This is a genomic window from Collinsella aerofaciens ATCC 25986 (assembly GCF_010509075.1).
Classification (GTDB): Bacteria; Actinomycetota; Coriobacteriia; order Coriobacteriales; family Coriobacteriaceae; genus Collinsella; species Collinsella aerofaciens.
The window spans coordinates 1,123,808-1,142,592 of record NZ_CP048433.1; the positions used below are offsets into that span (position 1 = coordinate 1,123,808).

An 18,785-nucleotide genomic window follows, 5' to 3' on the forward strand; every position below is an offset into this window, starting at 1 on the left:
CGTTAGGAGGACCATTGAGGTGAACGAGAGACACGATGACCTACAGGAGATTATAGACGCGGCGCTCCGGGAGATGGCCGCGGAGGAGGGCGACGGGTTCGACCCGCAGGCATGCAACCTCGCGGAGTTCTGCAGGAGGACGGGGCTCACCCGCTCCCGCGCGAGGACGGTCAGGGCACACGGGTTCAGGGCCCTGCCCCACGGGAACAGCGGGAGGAGGGCCGCGCCGGGCGTGCTCGCCGGCCACACCGGCCTGGTGGACGACCTCCTGCGGAAGGGCGTCACCAACTCGCAGGTGATATTCGAGCGGCTGCTCGGCCAGGGCTACGCCGGCGGCCTCACCACGGTGAAGACCTATATCGCCGCGCACCGGGACCTCGTGCCCGCGAAGAGGCGGCAGGCGGCCCCGCAGGGCTGCCGCGGCCAGCGCTTCAGGACGGCGCCCGGAGAGGCCTACCAGATGGACTGGGGCTTCGTCGCGGTCGAGCGCCCCGGCGGGGAGCGGGCGCGGATCGCCTGCTTCGCCATGGTCTGCCACCATTGCGGGGGCGCCCACGTCGAGTTCTTCCCGAACGCGCGCCAGGAGAACCTCCTCATCGGGATGCTGCACGCGTTCTCGGCGCTGGGCGTGCCCGCGACCGTGCTCACCGACAACATGAAGAGCGTGGTCGTCCGCCGCGATGCCGACGGCCGGCCCGTCTGGCAGGCCGACTACGCCGAGTTCATGGGCGTCGTCGGCTTCCGCACCAGGCTGTGCAGGCCGCGCCACCCCTATACGAAGGGCAAGGTGGAGAGGCTCGTCCGCTTCGTGAAGGGGAACTTCCTCGCGGGAAGGTCCTTTACCGACCTTGACGCCCTCAACCGGGAGGCCGCCCTCTGGTGCGCCGAGCAGGGAGGCCGCTGGCGGCGCGCGGCGGCATGCGTCCCGATGCGCGAGCACGAGGCGGCGTGCTCGGCGAACACCAGGCCGCTCGAGGTCACGGCCGAGGTCGAGCGGTACCTGTGCCCGCGCCGGAAGATCTCCTTCGACGGCTTCGTGAGCTTCGAGGGGCACCGCTACGGCGTGCCCTACTGGTACGTCCGCCGCGAGTGCAGGGTGAACCGGGAGGGGCGCGTGGTGCACATATACAGCGACGACCTCTCCCGCGAGCTCGTCGCCCACGCCGTCGGCACCGGCGCCGACAGCTGGTGCGAGGGGCAGTGGGAGACATCGCCGGCGCAGCCCGAGGAGCTGCCGACCCAGCCGGTGGGGACCGTGGTCGAGCAAATCGCCCCGCCCAGGACGAAACCCGGTTTCGAGAGGTTCGACTTCGGGAGGGCCGAATGATGGCGGGCGCGGGGGCGAGCCCCTACGAGCTCGCGAGCGACGCCGCGTCGAGGCTCGGGATCGCCGTCGGGGCGGAGGAGCTCGCGACCCTCGCCTCGGACCTCGACCTCGGCGACGGGGAGATGGCCGCCGTGGCAGCCACCTTCTCCTACCTTGCGGAGAAGAGGAGGCTCGCCTCCATCGAGACGCTGCTGAGGCTGAGCAGGCTGCCCAGGCGCGAGCCCAAGACCTTCGAGGGCTTCGACTTCTCCAGGATCCAGGGCCGGGACGCGGCCGCGCTGGGCAAGCTCCCGTCGCTGGCCGACCTCTACGCGCACCGCAACGTCGCCTTCGTCGGGCCCGGCGGCATAGGGAAGACGCACCTCGCGCAGGCCTACGGGCGCGAGTGCTGCATGCGGGGGCTCAAGACCTACTACATAAAGGCGACCGAGCTCAGGGACAGGTTCCAGAAGGCCGTCCAGCGGGGAAACACCTCGCGGGTCGTCTCCTCGCTCGTCAAGCCGTCGTGCCTCATCGTTGACGAGGTGGGGAGATGCGTCTACGACAGGCCGTGCACCGACCTGTTCTTCGATGTCGTCGACAGGCGCTACGAGAAGGAGGGGCCGAACGCGATGGTCCTCACGAGCAACATCGCCCCGAGCGGGTGGGATGAGTTCTTCACGGGCGACGACACGCTCCTCTGCGCCCTCGACAGGCTGTTCGACAAGGCGTCGGTGTTCGTGATGCGGGGCCCGAGCTACCGCGGCAGGGAGCTTGACACCTACTCGGTGGAGGCCGTCCCCCAGGCGGTGAAGGTGAGGGGGATCCAGCCCGAGGGGATGTAGGAATGCGATAGGAAAGTCATAGATGCGGGCGTGTTGGCTAAAATGGGTCGGCCGGGATTGGTCAATCTCGGCCGACTATATTTGGCTAAAATAATCCGGCGCTAACAACAGGAACTAGAGCGCGATACAGCCTGTTGTCATTGATTGCCGGATAGGCAACCCCCTTCGCGTTCTCATTGGCATTTGCATAAGAGTCAAAGCTAGGAGAAACCAAAAAGTAGAGAAGAAAACTAGGAAGGAATCCGTCAAGACATGAAAGGACAGCAAACCCAGTACTTGCGATGGGCTTAATATTAAAATCCTTATCTACGATACAGGCATTATGCAAATAAGGGCGGACGGTCGCATAGAGCACATCATTCTTTGCGACTAGCTTTCTTGCTCGTGAGGGCGCGTCAGCTGCATTTATAACAGTTTCTTGTCCGAGCTTTTGGTTCACATTGTCAATCGACGAGATGTCGATATAGGCAAAACGCGCCTCAGGCCTCTTCTGCCCGCGATTCAAGACAAGAGACCCTAAACGACGCCACTCCCAGCTCTCGGGTATCTCGAACGGGATCTCGTCCTCGATGCAGACGGGCTCGGACTCGCGGCCCCTGGCGTCCACCCTCTTCTCATAGCGGCGGCCATCGGAACCGGCGAAGATGATCGACTCACCGCCCTTCGGGGCCTTCATCTCCCCCTCGGCCACGAGCTGCCGGCGCTGCCCGCGGATGCGCTCCAGCAGAACGCCGGCGGGCTCGTCTGCGGGGTCCTGCGGCACGAGCCCTCCCTGAACCGCCAGCTGCAGCACCGACTTGCGCAGGCGGCCGGGCAGCGCGGCGTCGAGCTCCTCGCGGGCGTCCTCGAGCTCACCGTACTCCTCGACCAGGGGCATGAGCTCGTTCACCCGCTCGACGATGCGGCGCTGCTCGGCGAGAGGCGGAATCGGAAGAAATAGCTCTTTTAGCACTGCTGCTTTGATTCCTTTTGCGGTCGTCCCCGTGGCATGATCCTTAACTTGAATTTGGAACAGTGGAGATAGAATTATTTGGCAGAACAGGGCATTGTCTGGACCAACTGTGCCGTAATTCTGAAGGGTAATGACACGCTGTCCACAGCTGCAACGTTTCATTTCGCATATCGCGCAATACCCCATCGGGGCTTCGGTTGTAAACAGCAAATCGCCACGGTGGGTCTCTCCGCGAGACAAGCGTGTTGCATATTCGTCTTCTGAAATATACTCCTCGCGTGTGTAATCAATATAGCCTTGGCGAATGTTGCTCGCAGTCATTAGTCGAACACCTGAAGGTGATTTGTGAGGTGTTTTACCCCTGTAATCAATGAAGTTATATACGGTTTCCAGCCTTGCCCAAGCCCACCCCTCGGGCAGCTCCTCAAACGGCACTTCGTTCGCGATGCACTTATCGCTAGTCACGCGACCCTTGGCATCCACCTTCTTCTCATAGGGGGAGCCATCGGAACCGATATAGATAATGCTCTCCCCGCCCTTCGGGAATTTAGCCTTACCCTCAGCAATAAGCTTATGCTTCTCTTCACGAATACGCTCAAGCAGGACGCTTGCAGGCTCATCACTCGGGTCTTGTGGAACGAGCTTTCCCTCAATCGCCATTTGCAGGATTGAGTTCTTCAGGTCTTTTGCCTTCATCTACGCCTCAATCCCAAGAATCTCGCAAATACGAGCAAGCTTCTGGTCAATCTCGGCATCGAGCTTAGCGCGCTCTTCTTTGTAGTTCCTGATCAGTTCGTCAGGCGGTAAGATCTCCTCTTCCTCGTGAGGATAGCCGCACACGTCAAAGTTAAAACCGCCGTCTCGCAACTCGTCAACCGTATAGTACTTGGCCTTGGGATTGCCGTCTTCCTCGATATCCCGACGGTTCTCCCACCATTCCTTTACAGGTGCAAAATGTTCGATCCTAATGGGCTTGGTCTTAGAGAAGTGTTTATACCCCTCGGGCATGTCCATGCGATAGAACCAAACGCCCTCAGAGGCCCCCGTATTATCGAAGAACAGAACGTTAGTAGTGATGCTCGTGTACGGAGCGAAAACACTCTGTGGAAGGCGCAAGACAGTATGCAAGTTCATGTCCTCAAGCAGGCGACGCTTGATCTCCGTCTTTGCACTATCCTGGCCAAAGAGAAAACCATCCGGAATGATAACAGCAGCGCGGCCGCCTCGCTTAAGACGATAAAGAATGAGTCCAAGGAATAGATCTGCGGTCTCGGAGCTACGGAGTGCAACAGGGAAGTTGTTTTGCACCGATGCACTCTCGGACCCGCCATAGGGCGGGTTCATAAGTACGACGTCAAACTGGCCGTCAGGCTTGTGCTTCCACTCGCGAACATCCTTCTCGAGAGAGTTATCGTGAAAGACTTCAGGATTATCAATATCGTGCAACAGCATGTTGGTCACGCACAGCAGGTAAGGGAGCTGCTTCTTCTCGATGCCGTAGACCGATCTTGCATAGAGTTCACGATCGGCTGGAGTCTGAACCTGGGAGTCGAGAATCTTGAGGGCGCTCGTCAAAAAGCCGCCCGTGCCACACGCGAAGTCAGCCACAGTCTCGCCGAGCTTGGGCGCAAGTGCCTGGGCCATAAAGTCAGTCACCGCTCGGGGCGTGTAAAACTCGCCGGCATTACCCGCGGACTGTAAGTCTTTCAGGATGGTCTCGTAAATTTCACCGAAGGCGTGGCGCTCTTTGTACTCGGTAAAATCAACCGACTCGTCAATCTCGTTGATGACTTGACGAAGTAGAATCCCATCCTTCATGTAGTTGTTGGCGTCAGTAAAAGCAGCCTTGACGACGACGTGTCGCAAAGGCGCATCAGGTGCAAGCTCAAGACTCTCAAGAGTCTTGAATAGATCATTGTTCACAAAGTCGAGAAGCTCATCGCCAGTAAGCGCCTTGCCGTCTTTCGCATCGTGCGCCCAGCTATACCAGCGCAGGCGCTCGGGGATGATGGACTGATAGGAGTCATCGTGAAACTCCCACTCCTGCTCCTTGGCATCGTAAATCTTGAGGAAGAAAAGCCAAGTCATCTGCTCAATGCGCTGCGCATCGCCATTGATGCCGGCGTCTTTGCGCATGATGTTCTGCAGGGTCTTTACGAGAGATCCCAGTGCCATTTGCTATCGTTACCTTTCTCTATGCGATGTAGAGCTCGTCCTCGAGCATCTGCGCTGCCTGAATGTACTGTTGTTTGCCGCCGAATGCGGCGACGATCTTCATTGGGCTGCCAAACCGACGGAATTCCTCGAGGTCGAGGACGTGGGTGTCGTCCAAGTCTACGAGGTTCGACGTCGCATATTTGTCGAGAAGCGCTTCAAGGACCTCACGCGCGACGCCGGCATACTCATAGAGCACGCCCTTTTTCTTGACACTATTGGCTCTCTCGCTGCGCGTAAGAGGTCTCTGGTCGTAAGCAATGTGGCAAATGAGGTCAAAGTCGCTCATTTGCTCCTGTCCAGTCTCGAGCCGCAGCTCATCCAGGAATACGCCACGCGCGCGCAGCTCATCGATAATCGCTTGTTTCTTATGTTCAGAGTTCCACGCCGCTAGGAAGTGGTCAAGAGTGTCGTATTCGCCGAGAATGTTTTTTCGCGTATAGTCCTTAAGGCTCTCAGTTACAAGAAGGCCATCGGAGGAGTAATACTGCACCATCTCCGACACTACATAGACGTCGGCCCCATGAACGTGATATTTCACATGGGAGGACGGATCGTCCGGCGGCAATACGGGTGGGTCTACGATCGGAGACGGAGGCGGAACGGGACTGCCGCCATTGCCGCCGGGACCCGGATCCGCAATGGGGTCACCCGGATTAGGCTCAAACACAACAACAGGTTCGCCATCAAACTCGGGATCTGCAAACAAACGCGATGCGTCACGAAAATCGAGGATGGTGAAATAGAGTTTGTCGTAGTCCTCACAGATACGGGTTCCGCGGCCGATAATCTGCTTGAACTCCGTCATTCCGTGCTCACCGAACTTGTTGTCGAGCACGACTACCTTACACGTCTTGCAATTAACACCAGTGGTGAGAAGCTTCGAAGTCGTAACGATGGTCGGGTATTTCTCGTCGGGGTCGATGAAGTTATCTAACTGAGCCTTACCTTCCCTGTCGTCACCCGTAATCTTCATGATGTAGGTGGGGTGATCTCTTACGATATCGGCGTTCTCGTTTACAAGGGCACGTCGCATATTTTCGGCATGCTCGATGTCAACGCAAAAGACTATGGTCTTGGAGTAACGATCCGTCTCCTTTAGAAATTGAGTTATCCGCTTGGCAACTTCCTCGTAGCGCTCTTTGATGACAATCTCGCTGTCGAAGTCTTGCTTCTCGAAAACACGTTTGGGCAGAGCTTCGCCGCGATCATCTATGGTGCCTTCCTCAGTACGGTATCCGTAAATGTCGACGTTCAGCTTAGGACGAATAACTTTATACGGGGCGAGAAAGCCATCCTCGATTCCCTGTTTAAGGGAGTAGGTGTAGACAGGTTCGCCGAAGTAGGTAATGTTTGAAACCTCTTCAGTCTCCTTTGGCGTAGCCGGGTAGCGCACAGAGATGTGGTGTAAGAGGCGGGGCATGCCCCGCCTCCGCCCTTTCTTGAAAGGGAGGGGACACCGCCTAGAATTCGTCGTTGGAGTAATGAAGGTGACGAATGGAAGGAAAGGCGATGCCCCAAGAAGAGAGTGTACTGCGCCTCGGCCGCGACGAGGCCCTCGAGGCGGCGAGGCTTTGGCAGGAGTGCGGCGACGCGCGCGAGTTCGCGTGCAGGGTGCTGGGCGGCGTGATGAACGCACTGATGGACTCCGAGGCCCAGCAGATGTGCGGCGCGAGCCGCAATGAGCGCAGCGACGGCAGGGAGAACAGTCGCAACGGCTACCGCCCCAGGTCGCTCAAGACCGCCGTGGGCGACGTGGAGCTCGAGATACCCAAGCTCAGGCACGGCACCTACTACCCCGAGGGCATGCTCGCGCGATGGTCGCGCGTCGACACCTCGGTGGCCGCCATCGTGCAGGAGATGTACGTGTGCGGCGTATCCACCCGCAAGGTCGAGCGCGTGGCGTCCAGGCTGGGCATATCCTCGCTGTCGAGCTCGGAGGTCTCGAGCCTCTGCTCCGACCTCGACGCCGAGGTGGCGGAGTTCCGCCGCCGCGACCTGTCGGGCACGCCGTGCTGCTACCTGTGGCTCGACGCCACCTACATGAGCTGCAGGGTCGGCTCGTCGGTCGTCTCGCAGGGCGTCGTGACCGCGATCGGGCTGGGCGCCGACGGGCGCAAGCACTTCCTGGGCTGCGACGTGGTCGACACCGAGAGCGAGGACTCCTGGGCGGCATTCTGTTAGCGTCAATCTATTTTTCACCAGTTTCGCTAAACAGGCGTGCCGTTCGCGCAAAGGCGGTTTCACCGGTTGCGCTAACGTATTTTCACCGATTCCGGTCACGGCTTGACGGGACCGTCCCTCGGCAGGTCCTTCAGCCTGTAGGACCTGCCCGTTATCTTGACCAGGTGGCAGTGGTGGCACACCCTGTCCGCGATCGCGCTCGCCGCCACGTCGTCCCCGAACACCCTGCCCCAGCCGCTGATCCCCACGTTGGTGGTGATGATCGTCGAGCGCTGCTCGTAGCGCGTCGATATCAGCTGGAACAGCAGGTCCGCGCCCGCGCTACCGACGTCGAGGTAGCCGAGCTCGTCGATGATCAGCAGCCTCGAGTGGGCGTAGTACTTGAGCCTCTTCTTGAGGATGCCGCGCGACGAGGCGTCCTCCAGGTCCTCGACGAGCCGGGCGCAGTCCACGAACCTGACCTCGCGCCCCGCCCTGACCGCCTCGATGCCCAGCGCGACGGCGAGGTGCGTCTTGCCCACGCCGGGGCTCCCCACGAACAGGACGTTCTCGGCCCGCTCGACGAACCTCAGGGTCGCGAGCTCCTCGATCTCGGCGCGCGGGACCGACGGCTGGAAGTCCCAGTCGAAGTCCGCCAGCCCCTTGACGTAGGGGAACCCCGACGACCGTATGCGCTGGCTGGTAATCCTGACCTCCCGGGCGGCGACCTCGACGCGCGTCATCTCCTCGAGGGCGGAGGCGAAGCCCCGCTCGCCCGCGGCGACCATCCTCACGTAGTCGGGCAGGGACGCCGCCATCTCGTGCAGCCCGAGCGCGGAGAGGTTCGCCTGCGCCCTGATCGAGGGGCTACCCTCCGCGACGGCGCCCATCACGCCCCTCCGAGCGAGTCGAGCAGCGCGAGGTTGGCGCGCGCGGCCTCGGCGATGTCCGCGTCGGCCAGGCCGCGCTTCCCCTCGAGGGCCTGCCCATAGTGGTCGGGGTCGTAGTTGATGGGCCTCGACGGCCCGGACGCGGCGTCGTGGACGGCGACCTCCTCGCCGGCCATCCTCACCACGACCTGGCCGCCGGGCATCGCTATGACGCTCACGCGCCGGCCGATGCAGCGCCTGGGCACGGACCACTCCCTGCCGGCGGCCCTGACGAGCATGGTCGGCGGGACGGTCTGGACGCTCACGTCGCCCACCATCGACTCGAGGAGACGGAGGTTCCCGATGGGTCGCAGGCTCTCCTTCTCCCGCATGAACAGCGCGTCAGGCGGCAGGCCGGTGGTGCGGTTCGGCTCCGAGTTTGCCTGGGCCTCGATCCGGGCCACCGCCTCGGCGAGGCCGCTCCACCCGGTGAACTCGCCGCCGTAGGCGAGCAGGCGGTTCAGGAAGCGGTTGGCCGACTCGTCCTTGCCCTTGGTCTGCGGCGAGCGCGGCGCGCAGAGCCTGAGCTCGAAGCCGGCCTCCCGCGCGAACCGCCACGCCCTCTCCTGCCTGGTCCTCCTGCGGCCCGAGACGGTCACCAGGCACGACATGTTGTCCGTGATGCACTCCTCCGGGACGCCGCCGAGGCGGGTGAAGGTGGCGAGCAGGCAGGACAGCAGGTCGTCGAGCGTGCGGCTCCTGACCGGTATGAAGCGGTGCTTCCGGGAATAGCCGAGCGTCGCGGTGAACACGCTGAACTCGAAGACCTCGCCCTCCGAGTCGACGAGCCTCATGCCCTCCTTCCAGTCGAACTGCAGCTGCCTGCCCGGGGGCGTCTCGAACCGCGGGTGCGGCTCGCGGCCGCCCACACCCCCGAAGGGCACGTCGCGGCCCCGGCACCATGCGGTGAAGGCGCCGTACCCGGGCAGCCCCTCCCCGCGGCCCTCGCGCAGGAACGCGTACACGGCCATCTTGGTCATCCCGGGCAGCTGGGCCTTCGCGCGGATCACCTCCTCGAGCGGGTCGAAGGCGCTGCCCCTCGCGGACCTCCCGTCGGCGGCGGCCTCGCCCTCCCGCCAGTACTTGGCGACCGTGTGCCGGTCCATGCCGTGCCTCCTCGCGATCTCGCTGAAGTTCGGCTTCGCGCCGGACCCCCTGTAGACGTTCAGCTCTCCCATTACGTTTCGCTCCATATCCCGCTCCTCCCGGGTCGGATACCCGATCGGAGCATAGTTCCGTTAGCGCAGTTGGTGAAAGTACGTTAGCGGGGTCGGCGAAAGCGCGTTAGCGCATTCGGCGAGATGCGTTTGCGAAAGTGGTTAATTTTAGATTAGCGCTAACACATTCCTCGGCGGGCTGCGCGAGCGCGGGCTGGCCGGCGTTCGCCTCGTGGTCTCCGACAGCCACGCCGGGCTCGTGGCCGCCGTCTCGCGCCTGTTCCAGGGCTGCGCCTGGCAGCGCTGCGTGACGCACCTGCAGCGCAACCTCCAGAGCGCCTGCTCGGGCAGGCCCGAGGACTCCAAGGCGGCCGTCAGGGACCTCGTGCATGCCGCGGTCTACCAGGACGACCCCGACCTCGCGCGCTGCGTGTGGGCCGAGGCGGCGCCCTGGGTGGCGTCGGTGTCCGCCAGGGCCGGCGAGGTCTTCGAGCAGGCCGAGGACTCCGCGCTGGCGTTCACGGCCTTCCCCAGGGCGCACTGGGCCAAGCTCCGCACCAACAACGTCCAGGAGCGCGCCAACCGCGAGATCAAGCGCCGCTACAGGGTCGTGCAGTCCTTCCCCTCGAGGGAGTCGATGCTGCGCCTGACGTGCGCGAGCCTCATGGAGACCGAGGGACAGTGGTCCCAGCAGCGCGTGTTCTCCGAGGCCTCGGCCGCCGAGGGCTTCGCCGAGCCCGCGGACAGGCCGGCCCCGACAGAGGGGAGGCGCCGCGCGCTCGGGCGGCGCGCCAGGGAGATAGTGGACGAGATAGTCGAGAGGCGCGGCCTCAAGAAGGAGTAATATCGGGACTTGCAGCGACGGACCTCAGGACGCTCTTACACCACGTCTGCGCGCGCCACCCGTAGCCGTCATACCGATTTGAATTGCACAATTGAAATACTCAAGTACCTTACGCCATGCGGAGTCCGCCGCGGCGCTTCCGCGATGGCACTCGTCGACGATAATCAAATCGAAGAATTCCGAGTCGAACTCGCGGAATATTTCTTCACCGTTTTCTCCAACAAGCTGTTGGTAGAGCGAGAAATAGACCTCGTAAGCAGAATCGAGCTTTCGACCTACGACCTTGGTTGTAACCCTCTTGAGAGGCTTGAAATCGCCGTCTATGGTCTGATCGACGAGAATATTGCGGTCCGCCAGATAGAGAACCTTACGAACCTCGGTAGTCTGTCGCAAGCGATGAACGATTTGAAAAGCCGTAAAAGTCTTTCCCGTTCCCGTTGCCATAACGAGCAAGATGCGATTCTTACCTCGCGCAATAGCTTCAAGCGTACGATTGATGGCGATGCACTGATAGTAGCGAGGATGATTGCCGCCGTGCTCCTGGTAATACGGAGCGGTCACAATCTCCTGGCTATACGGATGTTCAAGCCCCTTAGCTTTTGAGTATCGTGTCCAAAGTTCCGCCGGAGTGGGAAACTCGTCCATGGCAAGAGCGCGCTCTTTCCCGGTAAGAAAATCGTGCTCAACAAAACCCTTTCCGTTTGAGCTGTACGCAAACGGAATATCGAGCAGCTGGGCATATCCCATCCCCTGTTGGAGACCGGCATCAACGGTGTGCTCCGTATCCTTAGCCTCGACGATTGCGATAGGGATGCCCGGAGCATACATCAGAAGGTAGTCAGCCTTCTTCTTGTCTTTACGGGTGACCATACTTCCGCGCACAACAATCTCGCCACTGGTAAAGAAATACTCAGTGAAGACTTGGGTATTGCGATCCCACGACTTCATAATCGCAGGATCAATGAGTTTAAGCCGTGTGTCAGACTCGTTCATACGTCTCGGAACCCCTCATTGCGCAAAGCGACAGCTATTGATGTTGAGTTGATTAATTTTATCATCACTATGCAATCTAGCAGCCGCTTTATACTAAATGAGACGAAGTAAAGTCAGCCCCGTGAGAAAGCTCCAAAGAAAGCAAAATGAGCCCCGTTGACTTGAGTCAGAGGTCATTCCCGGAGCCCCGCCTACCTCCCCTCCGCCTTCAGCTTCAGCAGCAGGTCGCCCAGCTCGGGGCACTTGTTGGAAAGGCGCATCTGGGCTCGATCGCCCATCCTCCACCGCTGGCGGATCTCCTGAGCACGCGGACTCACGCGATAGTCCCCGTCCATCACCTGCTTGAGCAACTTGGCGGTCACGCGCGCGTCGGCTAGGGCACTGTGGGCGTGACCCGTCGACTCGTCAAACTCGATGCCAAACCACGTCGCCGCGTCATTCAAAGAGACGCACTCGTGGCTGCCCACGTCCATGATCGAGGTGTAAAACGCCTGCAGATCGGCCCAGTCCGTAGGAAATGCGGCAAGGTCGATTTGCTTTGCCTGGCACTCGGTCATAAGCTGTCGACGGTCCGTCCCGCTCCAGCAAACTATCTGGGCGGAGTAGCGGCCGATCCAATCGCTGAGCCTTTTGATCACCATGTAGAGCGGGTCGGCCATCGCGGTGTCCACGGCCGATATACCTGTGAGCTCGCGGACGGGAAACGCAACGCCTTCGGTAAATTCCGTCTGCACAAACTGCGAGAACTCGCCCATAACGTTGCCGTGGTAGTCGAGCTTGACGGCGCCGACCTCGATAATCTCATTGCGCATTCCACGGCGCTGGCGCTGCTTTGGCACCGGCGCAAACTCAAAATCCAGCACAATCTGGCGCGCAAAGTTCGTCGTATCGATAGCCGAGATACACGGCGTCTTTTCAGCTGACACGGTTAGGGCCTTTCTCCGTTGCTGGCCGCTTACTACACAGGCGGCTACATTGCTGTAAGGATAGGCGCCCGTGCGGACGTGAAAGCGGGGCGCAATACCATGCGCCAAGCACACGCCATGCAGACGGCCCCAAGAGAGTCGCCCGCTCTATTCAAATGTGTGAAAAAAATTTAGGCCCGGTGACTTGAATCAGCGGTCATCCCGGGCCCATCAGAGCTCGTAGAGCTCTTGGTTGCTTTGGTCTCGCTCTTCACGACGCTTATCGAACTTTCCGAGGCACTCAAGCAGCATTCGAAGCATAACAAGTCGCTGCCATTAAGGCACTGACCTCTTGACCAAGCAACGGCGCTGCCCAGCTATCACCCTTGGGCTGCCGTCAACTTTATTCTATCCGCGAGCATCTGGTTTACCAAATGGATTTTCGGTAAAGGAAGCACGGCACGCCCGCAAAACCACTACGCCCCAAGTGCCGCCATGGGAATCACCGCCACGCCGTCGTCGCGTGTGTAGGCAATGCTCCCCTTTCCAACCACGACCGCCAAAAACGCCGGCGCGGCATTCTGGGCGGCAGGATTGGAGAGCACTTTCCTCTCCAGCGCCTTGAGATTTCTCGCTCCATCGTCTGCTTTCGCATCACTCAGCTTGACCTCGATGGCTCCCCAGCGCCCGTCGTGCTCAACGATCAGATCGACCTCAAGGCCCTTCTCATCTCGGAAATAATGGACACTGTTGTCGACACCGCCGTAGGTGGAAAGGAACACGCGCACGTCGCGCAGGACGAGATTCTCAAAGAGCATCCCCAGCGTTTGCATATCGCCAAGCAGCCGCTCAGGGGTAGCCCCCAGCAACGCCGCCGCAAGTGACGGGTCACAGAAGTAGCGCTTGGGGCGCACGCGAACGCGGGCCTTCGAGCGCATGGGCGGCTCCCATCCGCACAGGTCCTCGGTCAGCTTGAGCCTGTTGAAGAGGTCCAAGTACGCAGCGATGGTCCTCTCGTCGGGGCCCGCCTCACCGTACGAGGCGTCCTTTACGAGCGTCTTGTACGTGACAGCCTGGCTCTCGTTCATGGCAAGAGCTCGCAAAAGGCCGTGTGCAAGCTCGGGCGACATGCCCTCGTCCAGCACGTTGACGTCGAGCACCGAGTGCACGTACTGGCTTGCCGTCTCTCGCGCAAGATCTTCCGAAAGCCCAAGATTTGCAGGCCAACCGCCCCTGCAGCACCAGCGGGCGACGTCATCCACCGTGCTCTCGCGACGCTGAGGGGCAAAATCCTCGCCCTTAAAGAGGCTTGCCAGTGACACGAGCGGCTCGCCGTCGCCCGACTCACACAGGGCCATGGGGCGCATTGACAGACGGGCGATCCTACCCGTGCCGGAATGACGAACATGGCTGCGCTCCTCGCTTTTGAGCGCGGTCGAGCCCGTGAGCAAAAGTGTCCCCCGTTCGTTGCCGCTCGCGTCCACGAAACGCCGGGCGGCATCCCAAACCTCGGGCACCTCCTGCCATTCATCGACCAGGTGTGGCGCATCGCCGATGAGCGCCAGGCTTGGGTCGACCTCTGCCGCCGCACGCTGCGCAGGCTCATCGAGCCTGGAGACGCTCGCCGAGCGAGAGAGCGCCGTCCAGGTCTTGCCGCACCATTTGGGGCCGTTGATCTCCACACAGCCAAACGCCCGCATAAGGGTGTCGAGGCGCTCCTCTATGAGCCGGGGCCTATATCCCTTTTGGGTCAATCTCTTTGGTGCATCCATAGACGGCCGTCCCTCTCTATCACGCGATATGCGATATTACGCCATTCTCAATGCTGATTTTACGCTACTTTCAATGTAGTTTTTACGCCATGACAGATGTAGTTTTTACGCCATTTTCATTGAAGGTTTTACGCTTGGCATCCTTAGCGCGACCCATTCCGAGCATCACATCAGAGCGTGCTTGGTTATCTCCGCTCGCACATCTCGGCAAACGAAATCAGCTTGGCATCTCCCCTGCTCGCCGCAGCTTCCTGACATCCTTGCGTAAAGCCTCGCTTCGAGAAGATCGCATAGCTTTTGTGCTGCCGCCTAAAGAGCTCGCTTCGATGCACGAGCTTTTGCAGCACGTCTTCGCCCACCGGTTCATTGCGCCATTTGCATTCCGCAAACAGCGCAGTGCCCTCGCCATCGTCAACAATCAAGTCGATTTCTTCCTGCGTATGCGTGCGATTATCCGTCCCCCACCAGCGCCCAACGCTTGCCGGAACCACATCAAGCTGGCCCGCCCGCGCGAGTTCGTACACGTATTGTCTGCATATAAGCTCAAAGACCGTACCCATGTAATCCGATACGTGCGGCTCAATGCGCTCATACGCCATCTCGGCCATATCGTTTTGAATCAGCCCGATGTTCTGCGGAACAAACTTGTACCAGAACCTAAACATCTGATCGCTCAGCAGATACACGGCTCGCTTATTGCTCGTCTCGTTTAGGGGCAGCTCGCGCTCGACAATCCCAAGCGACGCCAGCTTATCCACATAGCTCTTTACGTTGCTCGCAGGGATTCCCGTAGAGCTCGCAATCTCCGAGATCTTCGAGCGCCCCTGGGCAATTGCTTGCACGATCGCATCATATTGCTCGGGATTGCGGCACTCCTGCAATAGCAGGTTACTCGGCTCCTCAAAGAGATAGCCCGTAGAAGTAAGAAAAAGACGTTTGATGTTGTCCTTGAGCGATGCGGCAGGATCGACTCTCTCGATATATGCAGGAATGCCGCCCGTCATACCATAGCAAACTGCAGCGTCTTCGCGACTCATGCTCTGCCACAGGCCGAGGGTCGTCGTAAAATCGAGCGGCATGATCTTAAACTGGGCCGTACGCCTACCGTATAGTGGGCTCTCGTAGCCCAACACCTGTTCCTCCATAAACGAAAGAGACGAGCCGCATAGAATCAGCATGAGCCTAGTCTCTTTGTACAAGTGATCAATCTTGTCTTGCAGCAACGAACTGATCTCGGGATTCGATTGGGCGAGATAGGGATACTCGTCAATCACGACAATCAAACGTTCCGTGCGAGCCATGGTGGCCAATGCATCGAACGCCTCGTCAAAACTACGAAACGACACGCCTGCAGCACCAACCGAACCCGCAAGTATCGCCTGGCTAAAGCCGTGCAGGTTTGCCTCTGCATTGGTACGACGAGCTTGAAAGTAAATAGCCTTCTTGTCTTGGATGAATTCTGTGATAAGACGCGTTTTGCCCACACGACGACGGCCGTAAATCACAGGCATCTCAAAGGAGCCCGTGCCATACAGTCGATTGAGCTCGGACATTTCCACTGTTCTTCCGATAAACATAGGGCCATCCTTCCTTTACGTTATAGCTAGCTATATTATACCTTCCTATAATATAGCTAGCTATAACGTAATTCGACAAGCGGCGCACGCAAAAGGGGCGGTACACCACCGCACGTGGACCGTTCCGGAAAATGTATCCCGTTCTGGAGCCAAAAACTGGGCCGTAGTTTCCGCCAAGCATCCCATCCGGAAAGCGTGTCCCGTTCTGAGCGCCAAATCCGGGACGCAGTTTCCACTCCAAACAAAAGGCCTCGGCTCGCGATGGAGCCGGGGCCAAAGGCGCAGCGTATGTAGTTGATGTTGAGCGCGAACGGCCCATCAGCAATGGTCGTCCGCGCTCTACCCTAGCCGCGGTGACGGGCGCGGCTGTACGGCGTATCCACCATGGGCAGATCCGGACGCAGCTTGCCGTCAAACGCGCGGTAGGCGTTCTGCACGGCGGGCGCCGTGGGAATCGTTGCGATCTCGCCGATGCCCTTGCCGCCGTATGCCACGGGCAGCAGCTCGTCCTTCTCCACGTAGATGGCATGGATATCCGGAATCTCGGGCGCACGGAACAACCCGAGCGTACCGTACCTTGCCTGGGGTACGCAGTCCTTGAGCGGCCAGTCCTCGGTAAGTGCGTAACCCATACCCATGAGCACACCGCCTTCGATCTGACCCTGGATGGAGATGGGGTTGACCACCTTGCCGGAATCGTGCGCGGCGTAGACCTCGCTCACGCGGCCGTCATCATCCAGAATGACCACATGCGTGGCAAAGCCGTAGCAGATATGGCTCTTGGGGTTGGGAACATCCGCACCCAGTTTGTCGGTCGGCTCCAGGTACACGTAGCCAAACTCGCATCCCTCAAGCGCCTTGATGGCGGCCGCGGGATCCTGAGGATGCATACCCTGGCCGGCGACGAGCTCCTGCGTGCGCAGCTGGTAGGCGCGACCGTCATCGTACTCGATCTTGACGCCGTCGCCATGCGCGCTCACGGGAGCATCGGGCGCGGGCTTGCCGGCCTCGATGCCAACCATGGCATCGCGCAGCAGGAAGGCGGCGCCGCGCACGGCCTCGCCGGTCACGACCGTCTGACGCGAACCAGACGTGGTGCCGGAGTCGGGAGCGTTCTCGGTGGAGCACTCGCCGTTGGCGATGCAGCGAAGCGGCAGGCCGCATGCCTCGGCAACGTCCTGCAAAAAGACGGTGTTACAGCCCTGGCCAATGTCGGACGTGGCGGCATAGACCACGGCCGCGCCGTTCTCGATGCGAATCTTGCAGCGGCCGGCATCGGGCAGGCCCACGCCCACGCCGGCGTTCTTCATGGCGCAGGCAATGCCGGCGTGTCCGGGATGCGCATAGTAGGCATCCTTGACCTCGAGCAGTGTCTCCTTCAGCGCCGTGGAGCAGTCGGCAATCTGACCGTTGGGCAAAACCTCGCCCGGCTCGATGGCGTTGCGGTAGCGAATCTCCCACGGATCCAGGCCGACCTTCTCGGCCAGCAGGTCGATTAGGCTCTCGAGCGCAAACTCGGACTGGCAAACGCCAAAGCCGCGGTACGCGCCGGCGGGCGGGTTGTTGGTGTAGTAGCCATAACCGCGAATATCGGTGTTCTGGTACTTGTAGGGGCCGACGGCATGTGTGCAGGCGCGCTCGAGCACCGGGCCACACAGCGACGCGTAGGCGCCGGTGTCAAAGTTGATCTCGCAGTCCAGACCGGTAAAGTTGCCCTCGGCGTCGCAGCCCAGCGTAAAGGTACCGTCCATGGCATGGCGCTTGGGATGGAAAGCGAGCGACTCGGCACGCGTGAGCTTGCACTTCACAGGACGCTGAAACTTATATGCGGCGAGCGCGGCCAGATGCTGGATGGACACGTCCTCCTTACCGCCAAAGCCGCCGCCCACGAGCATGGTCTCGACGACCACGCGCTCGGGTTCGTTGTCCCAGCCAAACATGTGGGCACACTCTTTGCGCGTGTCGTAGGCGCCCTGGTCGGTCGACTGCACCTTGACGCCGTTCTTGTACGGGAAGGCAACGGCACACTCGGGCTCCAAGAAGGCATGCTCGGTAAAGGGCGTGGTAAAGCGCTGCGTCACGGTGAACGCGCTTTCGGCCAGCGCCTTGGCGGCGTCGCCGCGCGTCACGTGGCGGCTCTGGCACACGTTGTCCTTGAGCTCCACCGTGTTGCCAAAGGCAAAGAAGCTGTCATGCAGGCGCGGAGCGTCGGCGGCCCTGGCCTCGACAATGTTGCGCACGGGCTCCAGCGGCTCGTAGTCAATCTTTACGAGCTTCTTGGCCTTCTCGAGCGTCGCCTCGTCCTCGGCGACCACCAGCACGATGGCATCGCCCACGCAGCGGGTGATATCGCCCTGAGCGATCATGACGTCCCAGTCCTGGATAAGGTGGCCGACCTGGTTGACCGGCACGTCCTCGGCGCGCAGGATGCCCACCACACCGGGCAGGGCCTCGGCCTTGGAGGTGTCGATGGAGAGCACGCGGGCGCGCGGATACTTGGAGCGCACGGCGCTGGCATAGGTCAGGCCCGGCTGATCGAGCTCGTCGATGTCGTCGGGATACTTGCCCTCGCCGAGCACCTTCTTGCGCACGTCAATACGAAAGGCGCGCTTGCCCACGCCGTAGTCATCGCCGCGCTCCAGGTCCTCGTCGATCTGCTTTTCGCCGCGGAGCGCCGCAGCGGCCAGCGAGATGCCCTCGATAATCTTTTTGTAGCCGGTGCAGCGACAGACGTTACCGCGAATGGCGTACTTGATCTGCTCCTCGGTGGGCTCGGGGTCCTCGGCGATGAGCGCCGCACCCGCCATGACCATGCCGGGAATGCAAAAACCGCACTGCACGGCGCCCACGGCGCCAAAGGCGTACACAAAGGCCTCGCGCACGTCCTCGGGCAGGCCCTCGACGGTCACGATGTTGCGGCCGGCGGCAAGAGCGGTGGTCAGCACGCACGCCTTGACGGCCGCACCGTCCACATGGATGGTGCAGGTGCCGCAGGCGCCCTCGGAGCAGCCGTCCTTGGCGGAGTGAATGTGCAGGTCGTCGCGCAGATAGCGCAGCAGTGGTTTATTCTCCGTCGTCGTGTGCTCGACACCGTTAACGGTAAAAGTGAATTCCTGTGCCATGGTGAT

General features: G+C 60.7%; 13 protein-coding genes and 1 pseudogene. 4 read left to right on the forward strand and 10 right to left on the reverse strand.

The window, feature by feature from the left end; translation table 11 throughout:
• Window positions 1-73: 73 nt before the first annotated feature.
• Both istA (GXM19_RS05200) and GXM19_RS05205 read left to right on the forward strand, forming a co-directional pair.
• Window positions 74-1,327 (forward strand): IS21 family transposase, encoded by a 1,254-nt coding sequence (istA, locus tag GXM19_RS05200; protein WP_006235233.1) that lies wholly within the window; start codon window positions 74-76, stop codon window positions 1,325-1,327.
• On the forward strand, window positions 1,324-2,151 hold the full coding sequence (locus tag GXM19_RS05205) for an ATP-binding protein (RefSeq protein WP_006235234.1): 828 nt from the start codon (window positions 1,324-1,326) through the stop codon (window positions 2,149-2,151). The genes istA (GXM19_RS05200) and GXM19_RS05205 overlap by 4 nt, the downstream gene beginning before the upstream one ends.
• An 85-nt stretch (window positions 2,152-2,236) precedes the next feature.
• On the opposite strand, the gene GXM19_RS05210 is transcribed toward GXM19_RS05205, so the two are convergent.
• The 3 genes and pseudogenes from GXM19_RS05210 to hsdR all read right to left on the reverse strand — a co-directional run.
• Window positions 2,237-3,799 carry a restriction endonuclease subunit S gene (locus GXM19_RS05210; RefSeq protein ID WP_006235245.1) on the reverse strand — a complete coding sequence of 521 codons (1,563 nt, stop codon included), beginning with the start codon at window positions 3,797-3,799 and terminating at the stop codon, window positions 2,237-2,239.
• On the reverse strand, window positions 3,800-5,278 hold the full coding sequence (locus GXM19_RS05215) for a class I SAM-dependent DNA methyltransferase (protein WP_006235244.1): 1,479 nt from the start codon (window positions 5,276-5,278) through the stop codon (window positions 3,800-3,802).
• A gap of 19 nt (window positions 5,279-5,297) precedes the next feature.
• Window positions 5,298-6,704, reverse strand: a pseudogene (gene hsdR, locus GXM19_RS05220) (EcoAI/FtnUII family type I restriction enzme subunit R); the annotation flags it as partial.
• 110 nt (window positions 6,705-6,814) lie between these two features.
• On the opposite strand from hsdR, the gene GXM19_RS05225 reads away from it, so the two are divergent.
• The gene (locus GXM19_RS05225; RefSeq protein WP_006235241.1) at window positions 6,815-7,501 is read left to right on the forward strand and encodes an IS256 family transposase; all 687 of its coding nucleotides are present in this window, start codon (window positions 6,815-6,817) and stop codon (window positions 7,499-7,501) included.
• A gap of 95 nt (window positions 7,502-7,596) precedes the next feature.
• Here GXM19_RS05225 and istB read toward each other — a convergent pair whose 3' ends face one another.
• Together istB and istA (GXM19_RS05235) are read right to left on the reverse strand one after the other, a co-directional pair.
• Entirely contained in the window at window positions 7,597-8,370 is a 774-nt protein-coding gene (istB, locus tag GXM19_RS05230) for an IS21-like element helper ATPase IstB (protein WP_006234495.1), read from the reverse strand.
• Window positions 8,370-9,602, reverse strand: coding sequence for an IS21 family transposase (istA, locus tag GXM19_RS05235; RefSeq protein WP_006234496.1), 1,233 nt, complete (start codon window positions 9,600-9,602; stop codon window positions 8,370-8,372). Before istA (GXM19_RS05235) ends, istB begins: the two co-directional genes overlap by 1 nt.
• A 196-nt stretch (window positions 9,603-9,798) precedes the next feature.
• Here istA (GXM19_RS05235) and GXM19_RS05240 point away from each other — a divergent pair, with 196 nt between their 5' ends.
• Window positions 9,799-10,410, forward strand: coding sequence for a transposase (locus GXM19_RS05240; RefSeq protein ID WP_239057661.1), 612 nt, complete (start codon window positions 9,799-9,801; stop codon window positions 10,408-10,410).
• Window positions 10,411-10,434: 24 nt separating this feature from the next.
• On the opposite strand, the gene GXM19_RS05245 is transcribed toward GXM19_RS05240, so the two are convergent.
• The 5 genes from GXM19_RS05245 to xdh form a co-directional block, all read right to left on the reverse strand.
• Window positions 10,435-11,403 (reverse strand): DEAD/DEAH box helicase family protein, encoded by a 969-nt coding sequence (locus tag GXM19_RS05245; protein ID WP_006235062.1) that lies wholly within the window; start codon window positions 11,401-11,403, stop codon window positions 10,435-10,437.
• Window positions 11,404-11,594: 191 nt separating this feature from the next.
• Window positions 11,595-12,329, reverse strand: a complete 735-nt coding sequence (locus tag GXM19_RS05250) for a 3'-5' exonuclease (RefSeq protein WP_040359026.1) — start codon at window positions 12,327-12,329, stop codon at window positions 11,595-11,597.
• A 455-nt stretch (window positions 12,330-12,784) separates the two neighbouring features.
• Window positions 12,785-13,990 (reverse strand): ATP-binding protein, encoded by a 1,206-nt coding sequence (locus tag GXM19_RS05255; protein WP_239057662.1) that lies wholly within the window; start codon window positions 13,988-13,990, stop codon window positions 12,785-12,787.
• 275 nt (window positions 13,991-14,265) lie between these two features.
• A complete protein-coding gene (locus GXM19_RS05260) occupies window positions 14,266-15,657 on the reverse strand; it encodes an ATP-binding protein (RefSeq protein ID WP_006235057.1) in 1,392 nt (463 codons plus the stop codon).
• A gap of 344 nt (window positions 15,658-16,001) precedes the next feature.
• Window positions 16,002-18,779, reverse strand: coding sequence for a selenium-dependent xanthine dehydrogenase (gene xdh / locus GXM19_RS05265; RefSeq protein ID WP_006235056.1), 2,778 nt, complete (start codon window positions 18,777-18,779; stop codon window positions 16,002-16,004).
• Between the last annotated feature and the right edge of the window lie 6 nt (window positions 18,780-18,785).